Raw genomic sequence first — 17,447 nt, 5'->3', positions numbered from 1 at the left:
ATGATGCGTTTTTGCTGCCTGTGGGTTATCGGCTGTTTATGGCTTCCCTTGATGGCGTGGGCCGCGCCCGCGCCGTCGGCGCCTGGGGTGCAATTGAATGCAGGGCAGCGCCAATGGCTGGTGCAACATCCGCAGTGGCGGGTCGGTCTGGTCTTGCAGGCGCCCTATGCGCAATACGACCGGCGCTTGCAGCGTTTGTCCGGCACCAATGTCGAGTTGATGCAATGGCTGGGCAAGGCGCTGAACGTCGAGCTGACCTGGCGCAACTTCCAGGACGTGGCGCAACTGGAAGCCGCATTGCGTGCCGGCGAGGTGGACGTCGCTCCGGGCCTGACCCAATCCCCGGGCGGGCTCAAGCTCTGGCAGTTTTCCGATCCTTACATGCGCGTGCCGCAATTGATCGTCGGCGCGCAGAAAGGCGCCGAGGGGGTGGAGTTGGAAAAACTCGACGCCCAGGCCCGCGTCGCGGTGCGCATGCCCAGTGTCACGGCCGATTACCTGCGCAGCAACTACCCGACGCTGAACCTGCAAGGCGTGCCGATGGAGCGCGAGGCCCTGCAATTGCTACTGACCCAGCAGGCCCGGTACGCGGTGGTCGACGAGGCGCAACTGGGTAGGTTGATGGTCGAACCCGAATTCGCCGAGCTGGCGGTGGTGGGCGACATTGGCCTGCCGCAGTTGCTACGGGTTGCCACACGACGGGACTGGCCGGAGCTGGCAGAAATCATCGACAGAGGGTTGCAGGCAATCCCGGCCAAGGAGCTGGAGCAACTGCACAGTCGTTGGCTCAAGCCAAAATACCCGCGCCTGACCGAGACCCCGGGTTTCTGGCAGAACCTGACCCTGTTGATCCTGGCCCTGCTGCTCAGCAGCGTTGCCATCGTGTTCTGGCAGCGTCGCCAGCAACGTGGACTGGAGCGCCGTCTGCGTGCCGCGCGGGAAGACATCGCCCAGCGTGCAGCCAGCGAAGAAGCCTTGCGCCTGACCCAGTTCTCCATCGATCAAAGCACGGTCGGCATCCTGTGGGTCAATTGGGACAGCCACGTGCGTTATGCCAACCGAGCGGCCGAAACCATGCTCGGCTACGCCTCGGGCGCCATCATCGAACGGCCCTTGATCGACTTCGAGCCGGGCTTGCACATGGACCGCTGGTTGAACCTGTGGAAGCGCGCCCGGGCCAGTGAAGAGGGGCCGCAGAGCTTCGAAACCGAGTGCGTGCGAGCCGATGGCAGTATCCTGCCGACCGACGTTTCCCTGAGCTTCCTGCGTTTTCGCGACGCCGAATACCTGGTGGTCTACCTCAATGATGTGACCGAGCGCCGACGTGCGCTGGCGGCGTTGCGCGAAAGCGAGGCGCGGCTGCAAGGCATCGCCGCCAACGTGCCGGGCCTGGTCTTTCGCCTGGAGCGGGCGCCGGTGACCGGCCAGATTGACTTTGCCTACATCAGCGAAGGCAGCGAAAGCCTGGTGGGCTATTCCCCTGCAACCCTGGCCCGCAGCGACACCGGGCTGCGTAGTCTGGTGCATCCGCAGGACAAGGCCGATTATCACCGCACCCAGGACCAGGCGCTGGATACCGACAGTGACTGGTCATGGCAGGGCCGCATCCTGACCCGCGAAGGCCAGGAGCGTTGGGCCGAGATCAAGGCGATCACTCGGCGTCTCGAAGATGGCGCCTATGTCTGGGACGGTATCGTCTGGGACATCACCGACAGCAAGCGCATCGAACTGGAGTTGGCCAGTTCCCGGGAGCAGTTGCGCGAGTTGTCGGCGCACCTGGAAAGCGTACGGGAAGAGGAAAAAGCGCGGATTGCCCGGGAGGTCCACGACGAGCTGGGCCAGATGCTGACGGTGTTGAAGCTTGAAACTTCCATGTGTGAATTGGCCTATGCGCAACTCGACCCGGGCCTGCATGAGCGACTTAACAGCATGAAGCGCCTGATTGCTCAGTTGTTCCAGTTGGTGCGGGATGTGGCGACGGCATTGCGCCCGCCAATCCTGGATGCCGGCATCGCCTCGGCCATCGAATGGCAGGCCCGGCGCTTCGAGGCGCGAACGCAGATTCCTTGCCTGGTACAGGTGCCGGACAACCTGCCGCCCCTGAGCGACGCCAAGGCCATCGGTCTGTTTAGGATTCTCCAGGAGGCGCTGACCAACGTGATGCGCCATGCCCAGGCGCATACTGTGGAGTTGACGCTGGTTCAGCAAGGCGCTGATTTATGTCTGACCGTCAGCGACGACGGTGTAGGATTTATTGCCGATACGAGCCGGCCAACGTCCTTTGGCCTGGTCGGCATGCGTGAACGGGTGCTGATCATGGGTGGACAGTTGACCCTGGACAGTGAGCCGGGGGAGGGCACCACCCTGTCGGTGCGGGTGCCGTTGAATGAGGCCTGATGGTTTGGGTTGCCTGGGCTGACGCTATCGCGAGCAAGCTCGCTCCCACATCGATTGAGGTATACACACACCTTGTGGGAGCGAGCTGGCTCGCGATGAGATCCTGAATCTGGAGAGCAATGTGATCCGTGTACTGGTAGCCGAAGACCACACCATCGTTCGCGAAGGCATCAAGCAGTTGATCGGCCTGGCCAAGGATCTGCTGGTGGTGGGGGAGGCGAGCAATGGCGAACAGTTGCTCGAGACCCTGCGCCACGTGCCCTGCGAAGTGGTGCTGCTGGATATCTCCATGCCGGGCGTCAACGGCCTGGAGGCGATCCCGCGGATCCGTGCGTTGAACAATCCGCCGGCCATCCTGGTGCTGTCGATGCATGACGAGGCGCAAATGGCCGCCCGTGCCCTGAAGGTCGGCGCCGCGGGTTACGCAACCAAGGACAGCGACCCGGCCTTGCTGCTCATGGCGATTCGCAAGGTCGCGGCGGGCGGGCGCTACATCGACCCGGACCTGGCCGACCGCATGGTCTTCGAAGTCGGCCTGACGGACACGCGACCGCTGCACTCGCTGCTGTCCGAGCGTGAATTCTCGGTCTTCGAACGCCTGGCCCAGGGCGCCAACGTCAACGACATCGCCCAGCAACTGGCCCTGAGCAGCAAGACCATCAGCACCCACAAGGCGCGGCTGATGCAGAAACTCAACATCACCTCATTGGCCGAGTTGGTGAAATATGCGATGGAGCACAAGTTGCTCTGAGTCCCGCAATTTCCCCTTGTGGGAGCGAGCTTGCTCGCGATGGCGGCGGCACATTCAATATTGATGTCGGCTGACACTCCGCTATCGCGAGCAAGCTCGCTCCCACAGGGTTTTGTGTTGGCATATCCATTTGCGACACACCCCGACAGCGCTTTTTGCCCTTACTTGCAGCTTGGCGCTTGAAACGCGCCGCCGCACTTACCCAATCCCGCCATCCTTGTAGGGCGATCCCTACCCCGACTCTTCCATCCGGCTGAGGCGATTCTCTCCTGCGCCCCGATTTGCGCGGACCCCAGGGTCCACTAGGCTTGATTCACAAGCAGTCATCAAAACAAAAGGTGCGGGTATGAGCCAGGTCGATTCAAGCGCGGGGGCCAGCGATGTGCTGGTCAGCTTTCGTGGTGTGCAGAAGAGCTACGACGGCGAGAACCTGATCGTCAAAGACCTCAACCTGGACATTCGCAAAGGCGAATTCCTGACCCTGCTCGGGCCTTCCGGCTCCGGCAAGACCACCAGCCTGATGATGCTCGCCGGGTTTGAAACCCCAACCGCCGGCGAGATCCTGCTGGCCGGGCGTTCGATCAACAATGTGCCGCCGCACAAGCGCGACATCGGCATGGTGTTCCAGAACTACGCCTTGTTCCCGCACATGACCGTCGCCGAGAACCTTGCTTTCCCGCTGACCGTGCGAGGCCTGAACAAGAGCGACGTGAGCGATCGGGTCAAGCGTGTCCTGAGCATGGTCCAGCTGGACAGCTTCGCCCAACGCTACCCGGCGCAATTGTCCGGCGGCCAGCAACAACGGGTGGCCCTGGCCCGGGCGCTGGTGTTCGAGCCGCAGTTGGTGCTGATGGACGAACCCCTGGGGGCGTTGGACAAGCAATTGCGTGAACACATGCAGATGGAAATCAAGCACCTGCACCAGCGCCTTGGCGTGACTGTGGTCTACGTGACCCACGACCAGGGCGAAGCCTTGACCATGTCCGACCGCGTGGCGGTGTTCCACCAGGGCGAAATCCAGCAGATCGCCCCACCGCGCACCCTGTATGAAGAGCCGAAAAACACTTTCGTCGCCAACTTCATCGGCGAAAACAACCGTCTCAACGGTCGCCTGCACAGCCACACCGGCGATCGTTGCCTGGTGGAGTTGGCGCGCGGCGAGAAAGTCGAGGCCCTGGCGGTGAATGTCGGTCAGCCCGGCGAGCCGGTGACCCTGTCGATTCGTCCGGAGCGGGTGAGCCTCAACGGCGTCAGCGAACAATGTGTCAACCGCTTCTCAGGGAGGGTGGCGGAATTCATCTATCTGGGCGACCACGTCCGGGTTCGCCTGGAAGTCTGTGGCAAGAACGACTTCTTCGTGAAGCAACCGATTGCCGAGCTCGATCCCGCGCTCGCCGTCGGCGACGTGGTTCCGCTTGGCTGGCAAGTCGAGCATGTGCGTGCGCTCGATCCCCTTCTAGAGGCGAATTGATCGCCCCCTGCTGTACCAACACCAACCCTGCACGTGGAGAGAACAATAAATGTTGAGATCCCTGAAGTTCACAGCCCTGACACTGGGCATGATGGGTGCGGCAAGCGCGATGGCGGCGGGCCCGGACCTGACCGTGGTGTCTTTCGGCGGGGCGAACAAGGCGGCCCAGGTCAAAGCCTTCTACGCACCGTGGGAAGCGGCCGGCAACGGCAAGATCGTGGCTGGCGAGTACAACGGCGAAATGGCCAAGGTCAAGGCCATGGTCGATACCAAGAGCGTTTCCTGGGACCTGGTGGAAGTCGAGTCTCCGGAATTGTCCCGTGGTTGTGACGAAGACATGTTCGAGCAACTGGACCCGGCCCTGTTCGGCAAGGCTGAAGATTACGTCAAGGGCGCCATCCAGCCTTGCGGCGTAGGTTTCTTCGTGTGGTCGACCGTGCTGGCCTACAACGCCGACAAACTCAAGACCGCGCCGACCAGTTGGGCGGACTTCTGGGACACCAAGCAATTCCCGGGCAAGCGCGGCCTGCGCAAGGGCGCCAAGTACACCCTGGAATTCGCCTTGATGGCCGACGGCGTAGCGCCGAAAGACGTCTACAAAGTGCTGGCCGGCAAGGACGGCCAGGACCGTGCGTTCAAGAAGCTCGACGAGCTCAAGCCGAGTATTCAGTGGTGGGAAGCCGGCGCCCAGCCGCCGCAATACCTGGCTTCCGGTGACGTGGTCATGAGCTCGGCCTACAACGGCCGGATCGCCGCGGTACAGAAAGAAAGCAACCTGAAAGTGGTGTGGAACGGCGGCATCTACGACTTCGACGCCTGGGCCATCCCGCGCGGCCTGGACAAGACCCGCGCCGAAGCGGCGAAGAAATTCATCGCCTTCTCGGTTGCACCGCAGCAGCAGAAGACCTACTCGGAAAACATCGCCTACGGCCCGGCCAATACCCAGGCTGTGCCGTTGCTGGCCAAGGATGTCCTGAAAGACATGCCGACCACCCCGGAAAACATCGCCAACCAGGTGCAGATCGACGTCAGCTTCTGGGCTGACAACGGTGAGCAACTGGAGCAGCGCTTCAACTCCTGGGCGGCCAAGTAACCCGACGCTCTGAAGCTGGATGAAATCCATGTGGGAGCGAGCTTGCTCGCGATAGCGGTTTGTCAGACACATCAATGTTGAATGTGCCGTAGCCATCGCGAGCAAGCTCGCTCCCACAGGTTCTTGCTCCAATCGGGTGTTTCAAAAGAACAGAGGCGGCCCGCCGCCCCTGTAACGATAAAAAGATTTGCGGAGTTCGCCATGGCCATCGCCGTTCCACTGAACGCGGGCACCAGCCCCACCCTCAAGCAACGGCTCAAGCGCGCCGAGCGGGTCAACCGCTGGAAGGCCCAGGCCTTGATCGCGCCGCTGGTGCTGTTTCTGTTGCTGGTGTTCCTGGTGCCGATCGTGGCACTGCTGTTCAAAAGCGTCAGCAACCCGGAAGTGGTGGGCGCCATGCCTCGCACGGTCGCTGCCGTCGCGGCCTGGGACGGACGCGGTTTGCCGGGCGAGCCGGTGTACAAGGCTGCCAGTGAAGACCTGGCCGAAGCCCGCAAGAATCAGACCCTGGGCGACTTGTCCAAGCGCCTGAACATGGAACTGGCCGGCTATCGCAGCCTGCTGACCAAGACTGCTCGGGCGTTGCCGTTTGCCACCGAGCCGGCTTCCTATAAAGAAGCCATGGAAAACCTCGATGAGCGTTGGGGCGACCCGGCGTACTGGCAGGTGGTCCGCCGTAACACCAGCAACGTCACCCCGTATTACCTGCTGGCGGCCGTCGACCACCGCATCGATGACCTGGGGGAACTGGCCCCGGCGACTCCCGACCAGGCGATTTACCTGGATATTTTCACCCGTACGTTCTGGATGGGCCTGGTCATCACCGCGATCTGCCTGGTGCTGGCCTATCCGCTGGCCTACCTGCTGGCGAACCTGCCGTCGCGCCAAAGCAACCTGTTGATGATCCTGGTGTTGCTACCGTTCTGGACCTCGATCCTGGTGCGCGTTGCCGCGTGGATCGTGCTGCTGCAGTCGGGCGGCCTGATCAACAGTGGCCTGATGGCCATGGGCATCATCGATAAGCCCCTGGAGCTGGTGTTCAACCGCACCGGTGTCTACATCTCCATGGTCCATATCCTGCTGCCGTTCATGATCCTGCCGATCTACAGCGTGATGAAGGGCATCTCGCCCACCTACATGCGTGCGGCGATTTCCCTGGGCTGCCATCCGTTCGCCAGTTTCTGGCGGGTGTATTTCCCGCAGACCTATGCCGGTGTCGGCGCCGGTTGCCTGTTGGTGTTCATCCTTGCCATCGGCTACTACATCACGCCGGCGCTGCTGGGCAGCCCGAACGACCAGATGGTCAGCTATTTCGTCGCGTTCTACACCAACACCAGTATCAACTGGGGCATGGCCACGGCACTCGGCGGGCTGCTGTTGCTGGCGACCGTCGTGCTTTACCTGATTTACAACCGGCTGGTGGGCGCCAGCCGCCTGCGCCTGAGCTAAGGGGAGATCGAAATGCTGAGTCCTTACATGTCTCCCGTCGAACGGGTGTGGTTCTACACCTTGCGCACGCTCTGCGGGCTGATCCTGTTGTTCCTGATCCTGCCGGTGCTGGTGATCATTCCGCTGTCGTTCAACTCCGGCAGTTTCCTGGTGTACCCGTTGCAAGGCTTCTCGCTGCAGTGGTACCACGATTTCTTCGCCTCGGCCGAATGGATGCGGGCGCTGAAGAACAGCATCATCGTGGCCCCGGCGGCGACGTTGCTGGCGATGATCTTTGGCACACTGGCGGCCATCGGCCTGACCCGTGGTGACTTCCCGGGCAAGGCACTGGTGATGGCCCTGGTGATTTCGCCCATGGTGGTGCCGGTGGTGATCATCGGCGTGGCCAGCTATCTGTTCTTCGCACCGCTCGGGATGGGCAACAGTTTCCTCTCGCTGATCGTGGTCCACGCCGTGCTGGGTGTACCGTTCGTCATCATCACGGTGTCGGCGACCTTGCAGGGGTTCAATCACAACCTGGTCCGCGCCGCCGCCAGCCTCGGGGCTTCGCCTCTGACGGCGTTTCGTCGGGTGACCCTGCCGTTGATCGCCCCGGGCGTGATCTCCGGCGCCCTGTTCGCCTTCGCGACGTCGTTCGATGAAGTGGTGGTGACCCTGTTCCTGGCCGGCCCCGAGCAGGCCACCCTGCCACGGCAGATGTTCAGCGGCATCCGCGAAAACCTCAGCCCCACCATCGCCGCGGCGGCGACGCTGCTGATTGCCTTCTCGGTGATCCTGCTGCTGACCCTGGAGTGGTTGCGTGGGCGTAGCGAGAAGTTGCGCACGGCCCAGGTCTGAAGGTCAGCGTTGTCCAAATGTGGGAGCGAGCTTGCTCGCGATAGCGGTAGAGCATTCAACATTGATGCTGAATGTCAGTGCGCTATCGCGAGCAAGCTCGCTCCCACAGGGTTTCTCATTGCATTCATAAGCTGAATAGCAGACAACCCTCAATACCGAGCTATCCTTGTGCCAGCCCATACTCGAATAAGAGGCCGCGCACATGAGTCTTTCCTCATTCAAGATCGCCCATAAACTGATCACCGGTGCCGCTGCCATCGAGCAACTGGCCGCCGAGTTGACGCGCCTGGACGTCGACAACCCGCTGATCGTGACCGATGCGGCGTTGGTCCAGTCCGGCACCGTGGAGCTGGCCCTGCAACATCTGGGCGGACGCGACTACGAGATTTTCGACCGGGTCATGCCGGACCCGGAAATCGCCATCGTCGAGGATTGCATGCAAGCCTACCGCGACGGTGGTCATGATGGCCTGATCGGCCTGGGCGGCGGCAGTGCCATCGACATTGCCAAGTGCGTGGGCGTCTATGCCGGGTACCACGGCGAGCTGCAAGATATGTTCGGCGTCGATCAGGTGCCGCGCAAAGGCCCGCCCATGATTGCCATCCCCACCACAGCCGGGACCGGTTCGGAAGTCACCAATGTGGCGATCCTTTCCGACAAGGCCGCGCAGCTGAAAAAAGGCATCGTCAGCGATTTTCTGTTGCCGGACGTGGCGCTGGTCAGCCCGCAGATGACCCTCACGTGCCCCCGTGGCGTAACGGCGTCCAGTGGTGTCGACGCGCTGGTCCATGCCATCGAGGCCTACCTGTCGCTCAATGCGTCGCCGATCACCGATGCCCTGGCTATCGGCGCGGTCAAGCTGATCAGCAAGGCGTTACCCAAGGCCTACGCCAACCCCGCGCATCTGCAAGCCCGTGAGGACATGGCCACGGCCAGCCTGATGGCCGGCATGGCCTTCGGCAATGCCGGGGTTGGCGCGGTGCACGCGCTGGCCTATCCGTTAGGTGGGCGCTTTCACGTTTCTCACGGCGTCGCCAATGCATTGTTGCTGCCGTACGTCATGGCGTGGAACAAGATGGCGTGCGTCGAGCGCATGCGTGACATCGCCGAAGCCATGGGCATCAGGACTGCCCATCTGAGCGATATGGAGGCCGCCGACGAAGCCGTGGAAGCCATGGTCGCCTTGTGCGCCGCCGTGGAAATTCCCAAGGGCCTGAGTACCTTGGGCGTGACCGAGGACGTGATTCCGTCCATGGCCCTGGAGGCCGTGGGGATCGAGCGGCTGATGCGCAACAACCCACGCAAGCTGAGCGCCAGCGACATCGAGAAGATCTACCGCGCGGCGTATTGATCGACGGTCACGGTGGGCGCGCCAAATCTTGAGGTATACAATGCGCGCCATCGTGATTTCGCTCAAAACAGGTGCGTCATGCAGCCCTTCGCTATTGCTCCGTCGATTCTCTCCGCCGACTTCGCCCGCCTGGGCGAGGAAGTGGACAACGTTCTGGCCGCCGGGGCCGACATCGTGCACTTCGATGTCATGGACAACCACTATGTACCCAACCTGACCATCGGCCCGATGGTCTGCGCGGCGCTGCGCAAGTACGGCGTCACCGCGCCGATCGACGCGCACCTGATGGTCAGCCCGGTGGACCGCATCGTCGGTGACTTCATCGAAGCCGGTGCCACCTACATCACTTTCCATCCTGAAGCCACGCTGCACATCGACCGCTCCCTGCAGTTGATCCGCGAGGGCGGTTGCAAGGCCGGCCTGGTGTTCAACCCGGCGACGCCCCTGGATGTGCTCAAGTACGTGATGGACAAGGTCGACATGATCCTGCTGATGAGCGTCAACCCTGGCTTCGGCGGCCAGAAGTTCATCCCGGGCACCCTCGACAAGTTGCGCGAAGCCCGGGCGCTGATCGACGCCTCGGGGCGTGACATCCGCCTGGAAATCGACGGGGGCGTGAACGTGAACAATATCCGTGAAATCGCCGCGGCCGGCGCCGACACGTTCGTCGCGGGCTCGGCGATCTTCAACGCCCCCGACTACAATGAGGTGATTGCAAAAATGCGCGCCGAACTGGCCCTGGCGCGCCCATGAGCGGCTTCGAGCAGCTGTTCCCCGGCAGCTTGCCGCGTCTGGTGATGTTCGACCTCGATGGCACATTGGTCGATTCGGTCCCGGACCTCGCGGCCGCCGTGGACAGTATGCTGCTCAAGCTTGGGCGTCCGTCCGCCGGCATCGACTCGGTGCGCCACTGGGTGGGCAACGGCGCCCCCATGCTGGTGCGCCGGGCCCTGGCCAATCACATCGATGCCCAGGGCGTCGATGATGCCGAGGCCGAGCGGGCGTTGGAGCTGTTCAACGAAGCCTACGAAGGTAACCATGAGCTGACGGTGGTCTACCCCGGTGTACGCTCCACGCTCAAGTGGCTGAAAAAGCAGGGTGTGGAAATGGCCCTGATTACCAACAAGCCGGAGCGCTTCGTTGCGCCGTTGCTGGACCAGATGAAAATCGGCCGCTATTTCCGCTGGATCATCGGCGGCGATACCTTGCCACAGAAAAAACCTGACCCGGCCGCGCTGTTTTTCGTGATGAAAATGGCCAACATCCCGGCCTCCCAATCCTTGTTCGTCGGCGACTCGCGCAGCGATGTGCTGGCGGCCAAGGCGGCAGGGGTCAAATGCGTGGCGCTGAGTTACGGCTACAACCACGGCCGGCCCATCGCCGAAGAGTTTCCGACACTGGTGATCGACGATTTGCGCCTGTTAATTCCCGGTTGCCTGGACCCGGCCGCTGAGATAACGTTGCCCGACGCTGTTCAATCCTCTTCTGGAAACGCCATCGTGGTGGTCACTCGCAAACTCTGGATGAAAGTCATGAAGGCCCTGGCCCGCTGGCGTTGGCGCGCCTGACGTGATCCTGGCCGGTTATCCGGCGCGTTTGCATACCTGACTGTCAGCTCCTCTTGCCACGAGGCACCCCATGATCCGCGAAGAATTCCTGCGTCTAGCCGCTGCCGGCTACAACCGCATCCCCCTTGCTTGCGAAACCCTGGCCGACTTCGACACGCCGCTGTCGATCTACCTCAAGCTGGCCGACCAGCCCAACTCCTACCTGCTCGAATCGGTACAGGGCGGGGAAAAGTGGGGCCGCTATTCCATCATCGGCCTGCCGTGCCGCACGGTGCTGCGGGTCCATGACCATCGCATCAGCGTGACCCATGACGGCGTCGAAATCGAAAGCCTCGACGTCGAAGACCCGCTGGCATTCGTCGAAACCTTCAAGGCCCGCTACAACGTGCCGACCATCCCTGGCCTGCCGCGCTTCAACGGTGGCCTGGTGGGGTATTTCGGCTACGACTGCGTGCGCTACGTGGAAAAACGCCTGGGCACCTGCCCGAACCCCGATCCCCTGGGCGTGCCGGATATCTTGCTGATGGTCTCCGACGCCGTCGTGGTCTTCGATAACCTCGCCGGCAAGATGCACGCCATCGTCCTGGCTGACCCGTCCCGGGAAGATGCCTACGAGCAAGGTCAGAAAAGCCTGCAGGCGCTGTTGGAAAAACTTCGTCAGCCGATCACGCCGCGTCCGGGCCTGGATTTCAGCAAGCAGTCGGCGGCCGACCCGGTGTTCCGTTCCAGTTTCACTCAGGACGATTACGAACGAGCCGTCGATACCATCAAGGAATACATCCTGGCGGGCGACTGCATGCAGGTGGTGCCGTCGCAACGGATGTCCATCGACTTCAAAGCCGCGCCCATCGATCTCTACCGGGCGCTGCGCTGCTTCAACCCGACGCCCTACATGTACTTCTTCAACTTCGGCGACTTCCATGTCGTGGGCAGTTCGCCAGAAGTGCTGGTGCGGGTCGAAGACAACCTGATCACCGTGCGACCGATCGCCGGCACTCGCCCCCGTGGTGCCACGGAGGAGGCCGACCGGGCGCTGGAAGAAGACCTGCTGTCGGACGACAAGGAAATCGCCGAGCACCTGATGCTGATCGATCTGGGGCGCAACGATACCGGGCGGGTCTCGGAAATCGGTTCGGTGAAACTCACCGAGAAGATGGTCATCGAGCGCTATTCCAACGTGATGCATATCGTCTCCAACGTCACCGGCCAATTGAAGGCTGGGCTGACGGCCATGGATGCCTTGCGGGCGATCCTGCCGGCGGGCACCTTGTCCGGCGCGCCGAAAATCCGCGCGATGGAAATCATCGACGAGCTGGAGCCGGTCAAGCGGGGGGTATACGGCGGGGCCGTGGGTTATTTCGCCTGGAACGGCAACATGGACACCGCGATTGCTATCCGCACCGCGGTCATCAAGAACGGCGAACTGCACGTGCAGGCCGGCGGCGGCATCGTCGCCGACTCGGTGCCGGCATTGGAATGGGAAGAAACCCTGAACAAACGCCGGGCGATGTTCCGCGCCGTGGCGCTGGCCGAGCAGACCTCGAACGACTGAAGGCCTTCAACAAACAACTGTGGCGAGGGAGCGAACGCCCTCGCCACAGGTCCTTCAGCGACTCGATCAAAATGTGCGAGCGAGCTTGCTCGCGATGAGGCCGTCATATTCAACCCATAGGTCGACTGACAGTCCGCTATCGCGAGCAAGCTCGCTCCCACAGGCTCGCCTCGATCAGAAGTCCAGGCTGACGCCCAGGCTCACCCCCTGCTGGGTCAAGTCATCATCCTTGCGCAACGTATAACCGCCCCGCAGCGCCAGGTCGTTGGTCAACTTGTGGCTGACCCCCAGGCTCAGGCGGTTCAGGTGGCTCTGTGGCGTGTAGCCTTCCAGGGTGAAGTCGTTGGCCGGCAGGCTGTTGAGGGCGATGTTGACCTTTTGCGTGTCGTCTTCGTACTCGCGCTCGTGGGCATATTCGCCAAACACCTGGGTCTGCCGGGTGATGTTGTATTTGCCCTGCAAGCCAATGCCCAGGCGTTTCGAGTCGCGGGTCTGGTCATCGAAGGTCAGGGCCGTGGAGCGGTTGCTCTTTTCCGAGTAGCCATCGACTTCCACCTTCGCATAGTCAGCGCTGATAAACGGCGAGAGGTGCCATTCGCTGCCCGGCTGGGCAATGTCGTAGCCCACCCGTGTGCTGAATGCCCAGAGATGGCCGTCGGTGTCGCCTTTCTCTTGGGCTTCGTTGACGCCCAGGTCGAACTTGCGTTCCAGGTTGTCGTAGTCGAGTTTGCCGCCAGTCAGTGCCGCATCGGCCCACCAGCGGTTTTGCTGGAACTGGGCGAAGGCGGTGGCCAGGTAGCTGTTGAGCTTGTACTGCGAATCGTTATGGCCTGCATCCATGTCCTGGCGATAGAGACCGGCGGCGACACCTACGCGCCAAGCCTCGTTGAGGCGATAGCTGCCGCCGACGTTGAGGCTGTAGCCGCTGCCATCGGCGCTGGCGCCGCTGCCCTGGCTGTCCATGTCCAAATGTTGGCCGCCACCTGCCACGATGGCTCGCCACTGGCCGACCGCCTGCCAGTCCTCCCAGTCCGATTGCCACTGGCTGCGCAACTCATCCTGGTGGGCACGCAGGGTCGAGTGGGCCATTTCCGGCAGCAACGTCAGTTCCCAGGGCGCCGCGAGCAGGGAAAAGGCGTAGTCGGCGATCAGCTTTTGCCCGGTTTCGGTTGGATGGACCGAGTCGTTGTAGATCAGCTTGCTGGGATCTGGCGTGGCACTGTTGATGCCATAGGTGGCGTTTTCCGTGCAGCCGTTGCCGCTGAAGCAGGTAGCGGTCAGGTTCTCCCCAGTGGCGAGGCCGAATCTTGCCGGATCGGCGAAGCTTTCCTTCAGCAAAAGCGGAATATTCAGTGGAATGATTTCAGCGTCGATGCCTTGCAGGCGTGTGATCAGTTGTTGGTTGAACTGATTGCCCAGTTGCGAAAAGGTGTCTTGCAAGGGGCCGCCGTTGAGGGCCGGCGTCAGGCCCAGGTCGGGCAACAGCCAGACCATCACATAGCGGGCACCGGCCGTTTGCAGCACTTGGACGCTGTCGGCCAGGCGGTCCGCGGCGGCGTTCGCTTGCGCTGTGTTCAATACCCGGCCTTGAAGGAAGTCGTTACCGCCTCCGGAAAGGTAATACAGCGCATTCGGATCGGCCCGCAGGCCATTGGACTGCAGGTAGCCGGGACGGCTGCGTTCGCCGGTGTCGGATACACCGGTGATCGATTCGAGGATCTGGTCGGTACGATAGCCGCCCACCGCCCAGTTGTTGCCGTCTGCCAGCCCTTGGTCGGCGCGGACCGCCGAGGTGGAGGCGGCGGTCTCGTCGGCGGAATAGCCCAGGCGCCCGCCGAGCAGTTGGGTGGAGTTGGCCGAATAGGCTTCACCGCTGCCGTCCGTGTAGATCGGACCGGTTCGGTTGGTATAGCGCTCGGTCGAGCCGGGCGGGCCATTCGGGTCGGCGAACTGGCCTGCATCGTTGAGGCTGTCGCCGAACACGATGAACTTGGAGTACGGGTTGGGGGCGGCGCTCGCCTGGGCGCAGGCCATCGCCAGCAGGCAACCGGCAATCGGTACGAACAACGTCTTTTTGATCATGGGAAAATCCGTTTTTATTTTATTGTTGTTAGAAAACGAAACGACAGTACCAAAAACTTTCGGCATTTTGCCATCTATCCGGAACGTCGCGATTGTTTCAAAGCCCTTCGGGGACGGTCATATTGCGTGCTCCGCCCAGCTAAGCTACTGTGCCGGAACGTATGAACGAGACTTCCCCTGTGTCGATTGCCAGCAAACTTCTGGATCAAATGATCAAGGCACACGCCCGTTGGCGTTGGCGCGCCTGAACATTCTCCGCCGGCTTCGCCGGACCTGTACCGATTTGCCTTCTTTACCCGCTGTAGAACCGCTTCGCCGGGGCATCAACCGCCTCGCCAAGCGCAGCAGCGTGCGGGTCACTCTCTGAAGGCTGTGTTCAAAGTCAGTGAATTCAATAGGTTGCTTAGCCATGTTGCTGATGATCGATAACTACGACTCTTTTACCTACAACGTTGTGCAGTACCTTGGCGAGCTGGGCTCCGAGGTCAAGGTCGTGCGCAACGACGAACTGACCATCGCCGAAATCGAAGCCCTCAAGCCTGAGCGCATCGTGGTTTCCCCCGGGCCATGCACGCCGACCGAAGCGGGCATTTCCATCGACGCCATCAAGTACTTCGCCGGCAAGCTGCCGATCCTGGGCGTCTGCCTGGGGCATCAGTCGATCGGCCAAGCGTTCGGTGGCGATGTCGTGCGCGCCCGACAAGTCATGCACGGTAAGACTAGCCCGGTATTCCACGAGGACAAGGGCGTGTTCGAGGGACTGAATCGTCCGCTTACCGTAACCCGCTACCACTCTTTGATCGTCAAGCGCGAAACGCTGCCTGACTGCCTGGAGTTGACGGCCTGGACCCAGCTTGAAGACGGCTCGGTCGATGAAATCATGGGGCTGCGCCACAAGACATTGAATATCGAGGGTGTGCAATTTCATCCCGAGTCTATTCTCACCGAGCAGGGCCACGAGCTGTTCGCCAACTTCCTCAAACAAACCGGCGGCACGCGCTAAGGACTTTTCATGGATATCAAGACAGCCCTGAGCCGTATCGTCGGCCATCTCGACCTGAGCACCGACGAGATGCGCGACGTGATGCGCGAGATCATGACCGGCCAATGCACGGATGCGCAGATCGGTGCGTTCATGATGGCCATGCGCATGAAGAGCGAAAGCATCGATGAAATCGTCGGCGCCGTGTCGGTGATGCGCGAACTGGCGGACAAGGTCGAACTCAAGACGCTGGACGGTGTGGTGGATGTAGTCGGCACCGGTGGTGATGGCGCCAATATCTTCAACGTTTCCACCGCCTCGTCGTTTGTGGTCGCGGCGGCCGGTTGCACCGTTGCCAAGCACGGCAACCGCGCGGTCTCAGGCAAGAGCGGCAGTGCCGATTTGCTGGAGGCTGCCGGCATCTACCTGAACCTGACGCCGATTCAAGTGGCGCGTTGCATCGACAATGTCGGCATTGGTTTCATGTTTGCCCAGACCCATCACCGTGCCATGAAACACGCCGCCGCGCCGCGCCGTGACCTGGGCTTGCGTACGCTGTTCAACATGCTCGGCCCGCTTACGAATCCGGCTGGCGTGAAGCATCAAGTGGTTGGGGTGTTCAGCCAGGCGTTGTGCCGGCCATTGGCCGAAGTCCTGCAACGCCTGGGCAGCAAGCACGTGCTGGTGGTTCATTCGAAGGATGGCCTGGATGAATTCAGCCTGGCGGCGCCCACATTCGTGGCCGAACTAAAAAATGATCAGATCAGTGAGTATTGGGTCGAACCTGAAGACCTCGGCATGAAAAGCCAGAGCTTGCATGGCCTGGCGGTCGATGGCCCGGCCCAGTCGCTGGAGCTGATCCGCGATGCCCTGGGGCGTCGCAAGACCGAGAATGGCCAGAAAGCCGCCGAGATGATCGTGCTCAATGCCGGTGCTGCGTTGTACGCCGCCGACCACGCCAGCAGTCTCAAGCAAGGCGTGGAACTGGCTCATGACGCACTGCACACTGGCCTGGCCAGGGAAAAACTCGAAGAGTTGGGTGCATTTACCGCTGTATTCAAAGTGGAGAACGAAGGATGAGCGTGCCAACGGTTCTGGAAAACATTCTGGCTCGCAAGGTCCAGGAAGTGGCTGAGCGCAGTGCTCGCGTCAGTCTGGCCGAGCTGGAAAACCTGGCGCGTTCAGCGGATGCGCCGCGCGGTTTTGCCAAGGCGCTGATCGATCAGGCCAAGAAAAAACAGCCGGCGGTCATTGCTGAAATCAAGAAGGCCTCTCCCAGCAAGGGCGTGATTCGTGAACACTTCGTTCCGGCCGACATCGCACGGAGCTACGAGAAAGGCGGTGCGACCTGCCTCTCGGTGTTGACCGACGTCGACTTTTTCCAAGGGGCCGATGACTACCTGAAGCAGGCGCGGGCGGCGTGCAAGTTGCCGGTGATCCGCAAGGATTTCATGATCGACCCGTACCAGATCGTCGAGGCGCGTGCGCTGGGCGCCGATTGCGTGCTGTTGATCGTCTCTGCCCTGGATGACGTGAAGATGGCCGAGCTGGCGGCCGTGGCCAAGAGTGTCGGGCTGGATGTCCTGGTGGAAGTCCATGATGGCGACGAGTTGGAGCGAGCCCTGAAAACCCTCGATACCAAACTGGTCGGCGTGAACAACCGCAACCTGCACACGTTTGAAGTCAGCCTGGAAACCACCCTGGACCTGTTGCCACGCATCCCGCGTGATCGCTTGGTCATCACCGAAAGTGGCATCCTCAACCGGGCCGATGTCGAGTTGATGGAAGTCAGCGATGTGTATTCGTTCCTGGTGGGCGAGGCGTTCATGCGGGCCGAGAACCCGGGTACTGAATTGCAGCGACTGTTCTTTCCTGAACGAGGCCTGCCGGTGAGCGGCTCGACGCTGGACTGAT

Annotated in this window: 14 protein-coding genes; 13 read left to right on the top strand and 1 reads right to left on the bottom strand. The window is 61.7% G+C overall.

Features of this window, described 5'->3' with window-relative positions; translation table 11 throughout:
• From IB266_RS29265 to trpE, 10 genes are all read left to right on the top strand, one after another.
• Window positions 1-2,397: a PAS domain S-box protein gene (locus tag IB266_RS29265; RefSeq protein WP_192264096.1), complete on the top strand. Its 2,397-nt coding sequence runs from the start codon at window positions 1-3 to the stop codon at window positions 2,395-2,397.
• 121 nt (window positions 2,398-2,518) lie between these two features.
• Window positions 2,519-3,148 carry a response regulator transcription factor gene (locus IB266_RS29260; RefSeq protein ID WP_003177702.1) on the top strand — a complete coding sequence of 210 codons (630 nt, stop codon included), beginning with the start codon at window positions 2,519-2,521 and terminating at the stop codon, window positions 3,146-3,148.
• A gap of 346 nt (window positions 3,149-3,494) precedes the next feature.
• The gene (locus IB266_RS29255) at window positions 3,495-4,619 is read left to right on the top strand and encodes an ABC transporter ATP-binding protein (RefSeq protein ID WP_072342484.1); all 1,125 of its coding nucleotides are present in this window, start codon (window positions 3,495-3,497) and stop codon (window positions 4,617-4,619) included.
• A gap of 49 nt (window positions 4,620-4,668) precedes the next feature.
• Window positions 4,669-5,712, top strand: coding sequence for an ABC transporter substrate-binding protein (locus IB266_RS29250; RefSeq protein ID WP_123343838.1), 1,044 nt, complete (start codon window positions 4,669-4,671; stop codon window positions 5,710-5,712).
• Window positions 5,713-5,913: 201 nt separating this feature from the next.
• On the top strand, window positions 5,914-7,161 hold the full coding sequence (locus IB266_RS29245; RefSeq protein ID WP_060740368.1) for an ABC transporter permease: 1,248 nt from the start codon (window positions 5,914-5,916) through the stop codon (window positions 7,159-7,161).
• 12 nt (window positions 7,162-7,173) lie between these two features.
• Window positions 7,174-7,998 carry an ABC transporter permease gene (locus IB266_RS29240; protein WP_060740369.1) on the top strand — a complete coding sequence of 275 codons (825 nt, stop codon included), beginning with the start codon at window positions 7,174-7,176 and terminating at the stop codon, window positions 7,996-7,998.
• A gap of 202 nt (window positions 7,999-8,200) precedes the next feature.
• Window positions 8,201-9,349 (top strand): iron-containing alcohol dehydrogenase, encoded by a 1,149-nt coding sequence (locus tag IB266_RS29235; protein ID WP_192264093.1) that lies wholly within the window; start codon window positions 8,201-8,203, stop codon window positions 9,347-9,349.
• A gap of 78 nt (window positions 9,350-9,427) precedes the next feature.
• On the top strand, window positions 9,428-10,102 hold the full coding sequence (rpe, locus tag IB266_RS29230; protein WP_060740371.1) for a ribulose-phosphate 3-epimerase: 675 nt from the start codon (window positions 9,428-9,430) through the stop codon (window positions 10,100-10,102).
• Window positions 10,099-10,917, top strand: a complete 819-nt coding sequence (locus IB266_RS29225; RefSeq protein ID WP_060740372.1) for a phosphoglycolate phosphatase — start codon at window positions 10,099-10,101, stop codon at window positions 10,915-10,917. The genes rpe and IB266_RS29225 overlap by 4 nt, the downstream gene beginning before the upstream one ends.
• A gap of 70 nt (window positions 10,918-10,987) precedes the next feature.
• Complete coding sequence (gene trpE / locus IB266_RS29220; RefSeq protein ID WP_060740373.1) at window positions 10,988-12,469, top strand: anthranilate synthase component I; 1,482 nt, start codon at window positions 10,988-10,990, stop codon at window positions 12,467-12,469.
• A gap of 174 nt (window positions 12,470-12,643) precedes the next feature.
• Here the strand turns inward: trpE and estP are convergent, their stop codons facing one another.
• Window positions 12,644-14,551, bottom strand: coding sequence for an esterase EstP (estP, locus tag IB266_RS29215; RefSeq protein WP_192264090.1), 1,908 nt, complete (start codon window positions 14,549-14,551; stop codon window positions 12,644-12,646).
• Window positions 14,552-14,960: 409 nt separating this feature from the next.
• On the opposite strand from estP, the gene IB266_RS29210 reads away from it, so the two are divergent.
• From IB266_RS29210 to trpC, 3 genes are read left to right on the top strand one after another with little or no spacing between them, the layout of a single operon-like run.
• Window positions 14,961-15,554, top strand: coding sequence for an aminodeoxychorismate/anthranilate synthase component II (locus IB266_RS29210; protein WP_060740375.1), 594 nt, complete (start codon window positions 14,961-14,963; stop codon window positions 15,552-15,554).
• A 9-nt stretch (window positions 15,555-15,563) separates the two neighbouring features.
• Entirely contained in the window at window positions 15,564-16,613 is a 1,050-nt protein-coding gene (gene trpD / locus IB266_RS29205) for an anthranilate phosphoribosyltransferase (protein ID WP_060740376.1), read from the top strand.
• Window positions 16,610-17,446, top strand: a complete 837-nt coding sequence (trpC, locus tag IB266_RS29200; protein ID WP_060740377.1) for an indole-3-glycerol phosphate synthase TrpC — start codon at window positions 16,610-16,612, stop codon at window positions 17,444-17,446. The genes trpD and trpC overlap by 4 nt, the downstream gene beginning before the upstream one ends.
• The last annotated feature ends 1 nt before the right edge of the window (window position 17,447 follow it).

Source organism: Pseudomonas sp. Pdm06 (genome assembly GCF_014851795.1).
Taxonomy (GTDB): domain Bacteria; phylum Pseudomonadota; class Gammaproteobacteria; order Pseudomonadales; family Pseudomonadaceae; genus Aquipseudomonas; species Aquipseudomonas fluorescens_AA.
The sequence above is the reverse complement of the archived record's forward strand: the minus strand, read 5'-3'. Positions and strand labels throughout refer to the sequence as shown.

Excerpts from the sequence above, each read along its gene's own strand:
- IB266_RS29265 (WP_192264096.1), top strand. The coding sequence starts at position 1 with ATGATGCGTTTTTGCTGCCTGTGGGTTATCGGCTGTTTATGGCTTCCC.
- IB266_RS29255 (WP_072342484.1), top strand. The coding sequence starts at position 3,495 with ATGAGCCAGGTCGATTCAAGCGCGGGGGCCAGCGATGTGCTGGTCAGC.
- IB266_RS29250 (WP_123343838.1), top strand. The coding sequence starts at position 4,669 with ATGTTGAGATCCCTGAAGTTCACAGCCCTGACACTGGGCATGATGGGT.
- IB266_RS29245 (WP_060740368.1), top strand. The coding sequence starts at position 5,914 with ATGGCCATCGCCGTTCCACTGAACGCGGGCACCAGCCCCACCCTCAAG.
- IB266_RS29240 (WP_060740369.1), top strand. The coding sequence starts at position 7,174 with ATGCTGAGTCCTTACATGTCTCCCGTCGAACGGGTGTGGTTCTACACC.
- IB266_RS29235 (WP_192264093.1), top strand. The coding sequence starts at position 8,201 with ATGAGTCTTTCCTCATTCAAGATCGCCCATAAACTGATCACCGGTGCC.
- rpe (WP_060740371.1), top strand. The coding sequence starts at position 9,428 with ATGCAGCCCTTCGCTATTGCTCCGTCGATTCTCTCCGCCGACTTCGCC.
- IB266_RS29225 (WP_060740372.1), top strand. The coding sequence starts at position 10,099 with ATGAGCGGCTTCGAGCAGCTGTTCCCCGGCAGCTTGCCGCGTCTGGTG.
- trpE (WP_060740373.1), top strand. The coding sequence starts at position 10,988 with ATGATCCGCGAAGAATTCCTGCGTCTAGCCGCTGCCGGCTACAACCGC.
- estP (WP_192264090.1), bottom strand. The coding sequence starts at position 14,551 with ATGATCAAAAAGACGTTGTTCGTACCGATTGCCGGTTGCCTGCTGGCG.
- IB266_RS29210 (WP_060740375.1), top strand. The coding sequence starts at position 14,961 with ATGTTGCTGATGATCGATAACTACGACTCTTTTACCTACAACGTTGTG.
- trpD (WP_060740376.1), top strand. The coding sequence starts at position 15,564 with ATGGATATCAAGACAGCCCTGAGCCGTATCGTCGGCCATCTCGACCTG.
- trpC (WP_060740377.1), top strand. The coding sequence starts at position 16,610 with ATGAGCGTGCCAACGGTTCTGGAAAACATTCTGGCTCGCAAGGTCCAG.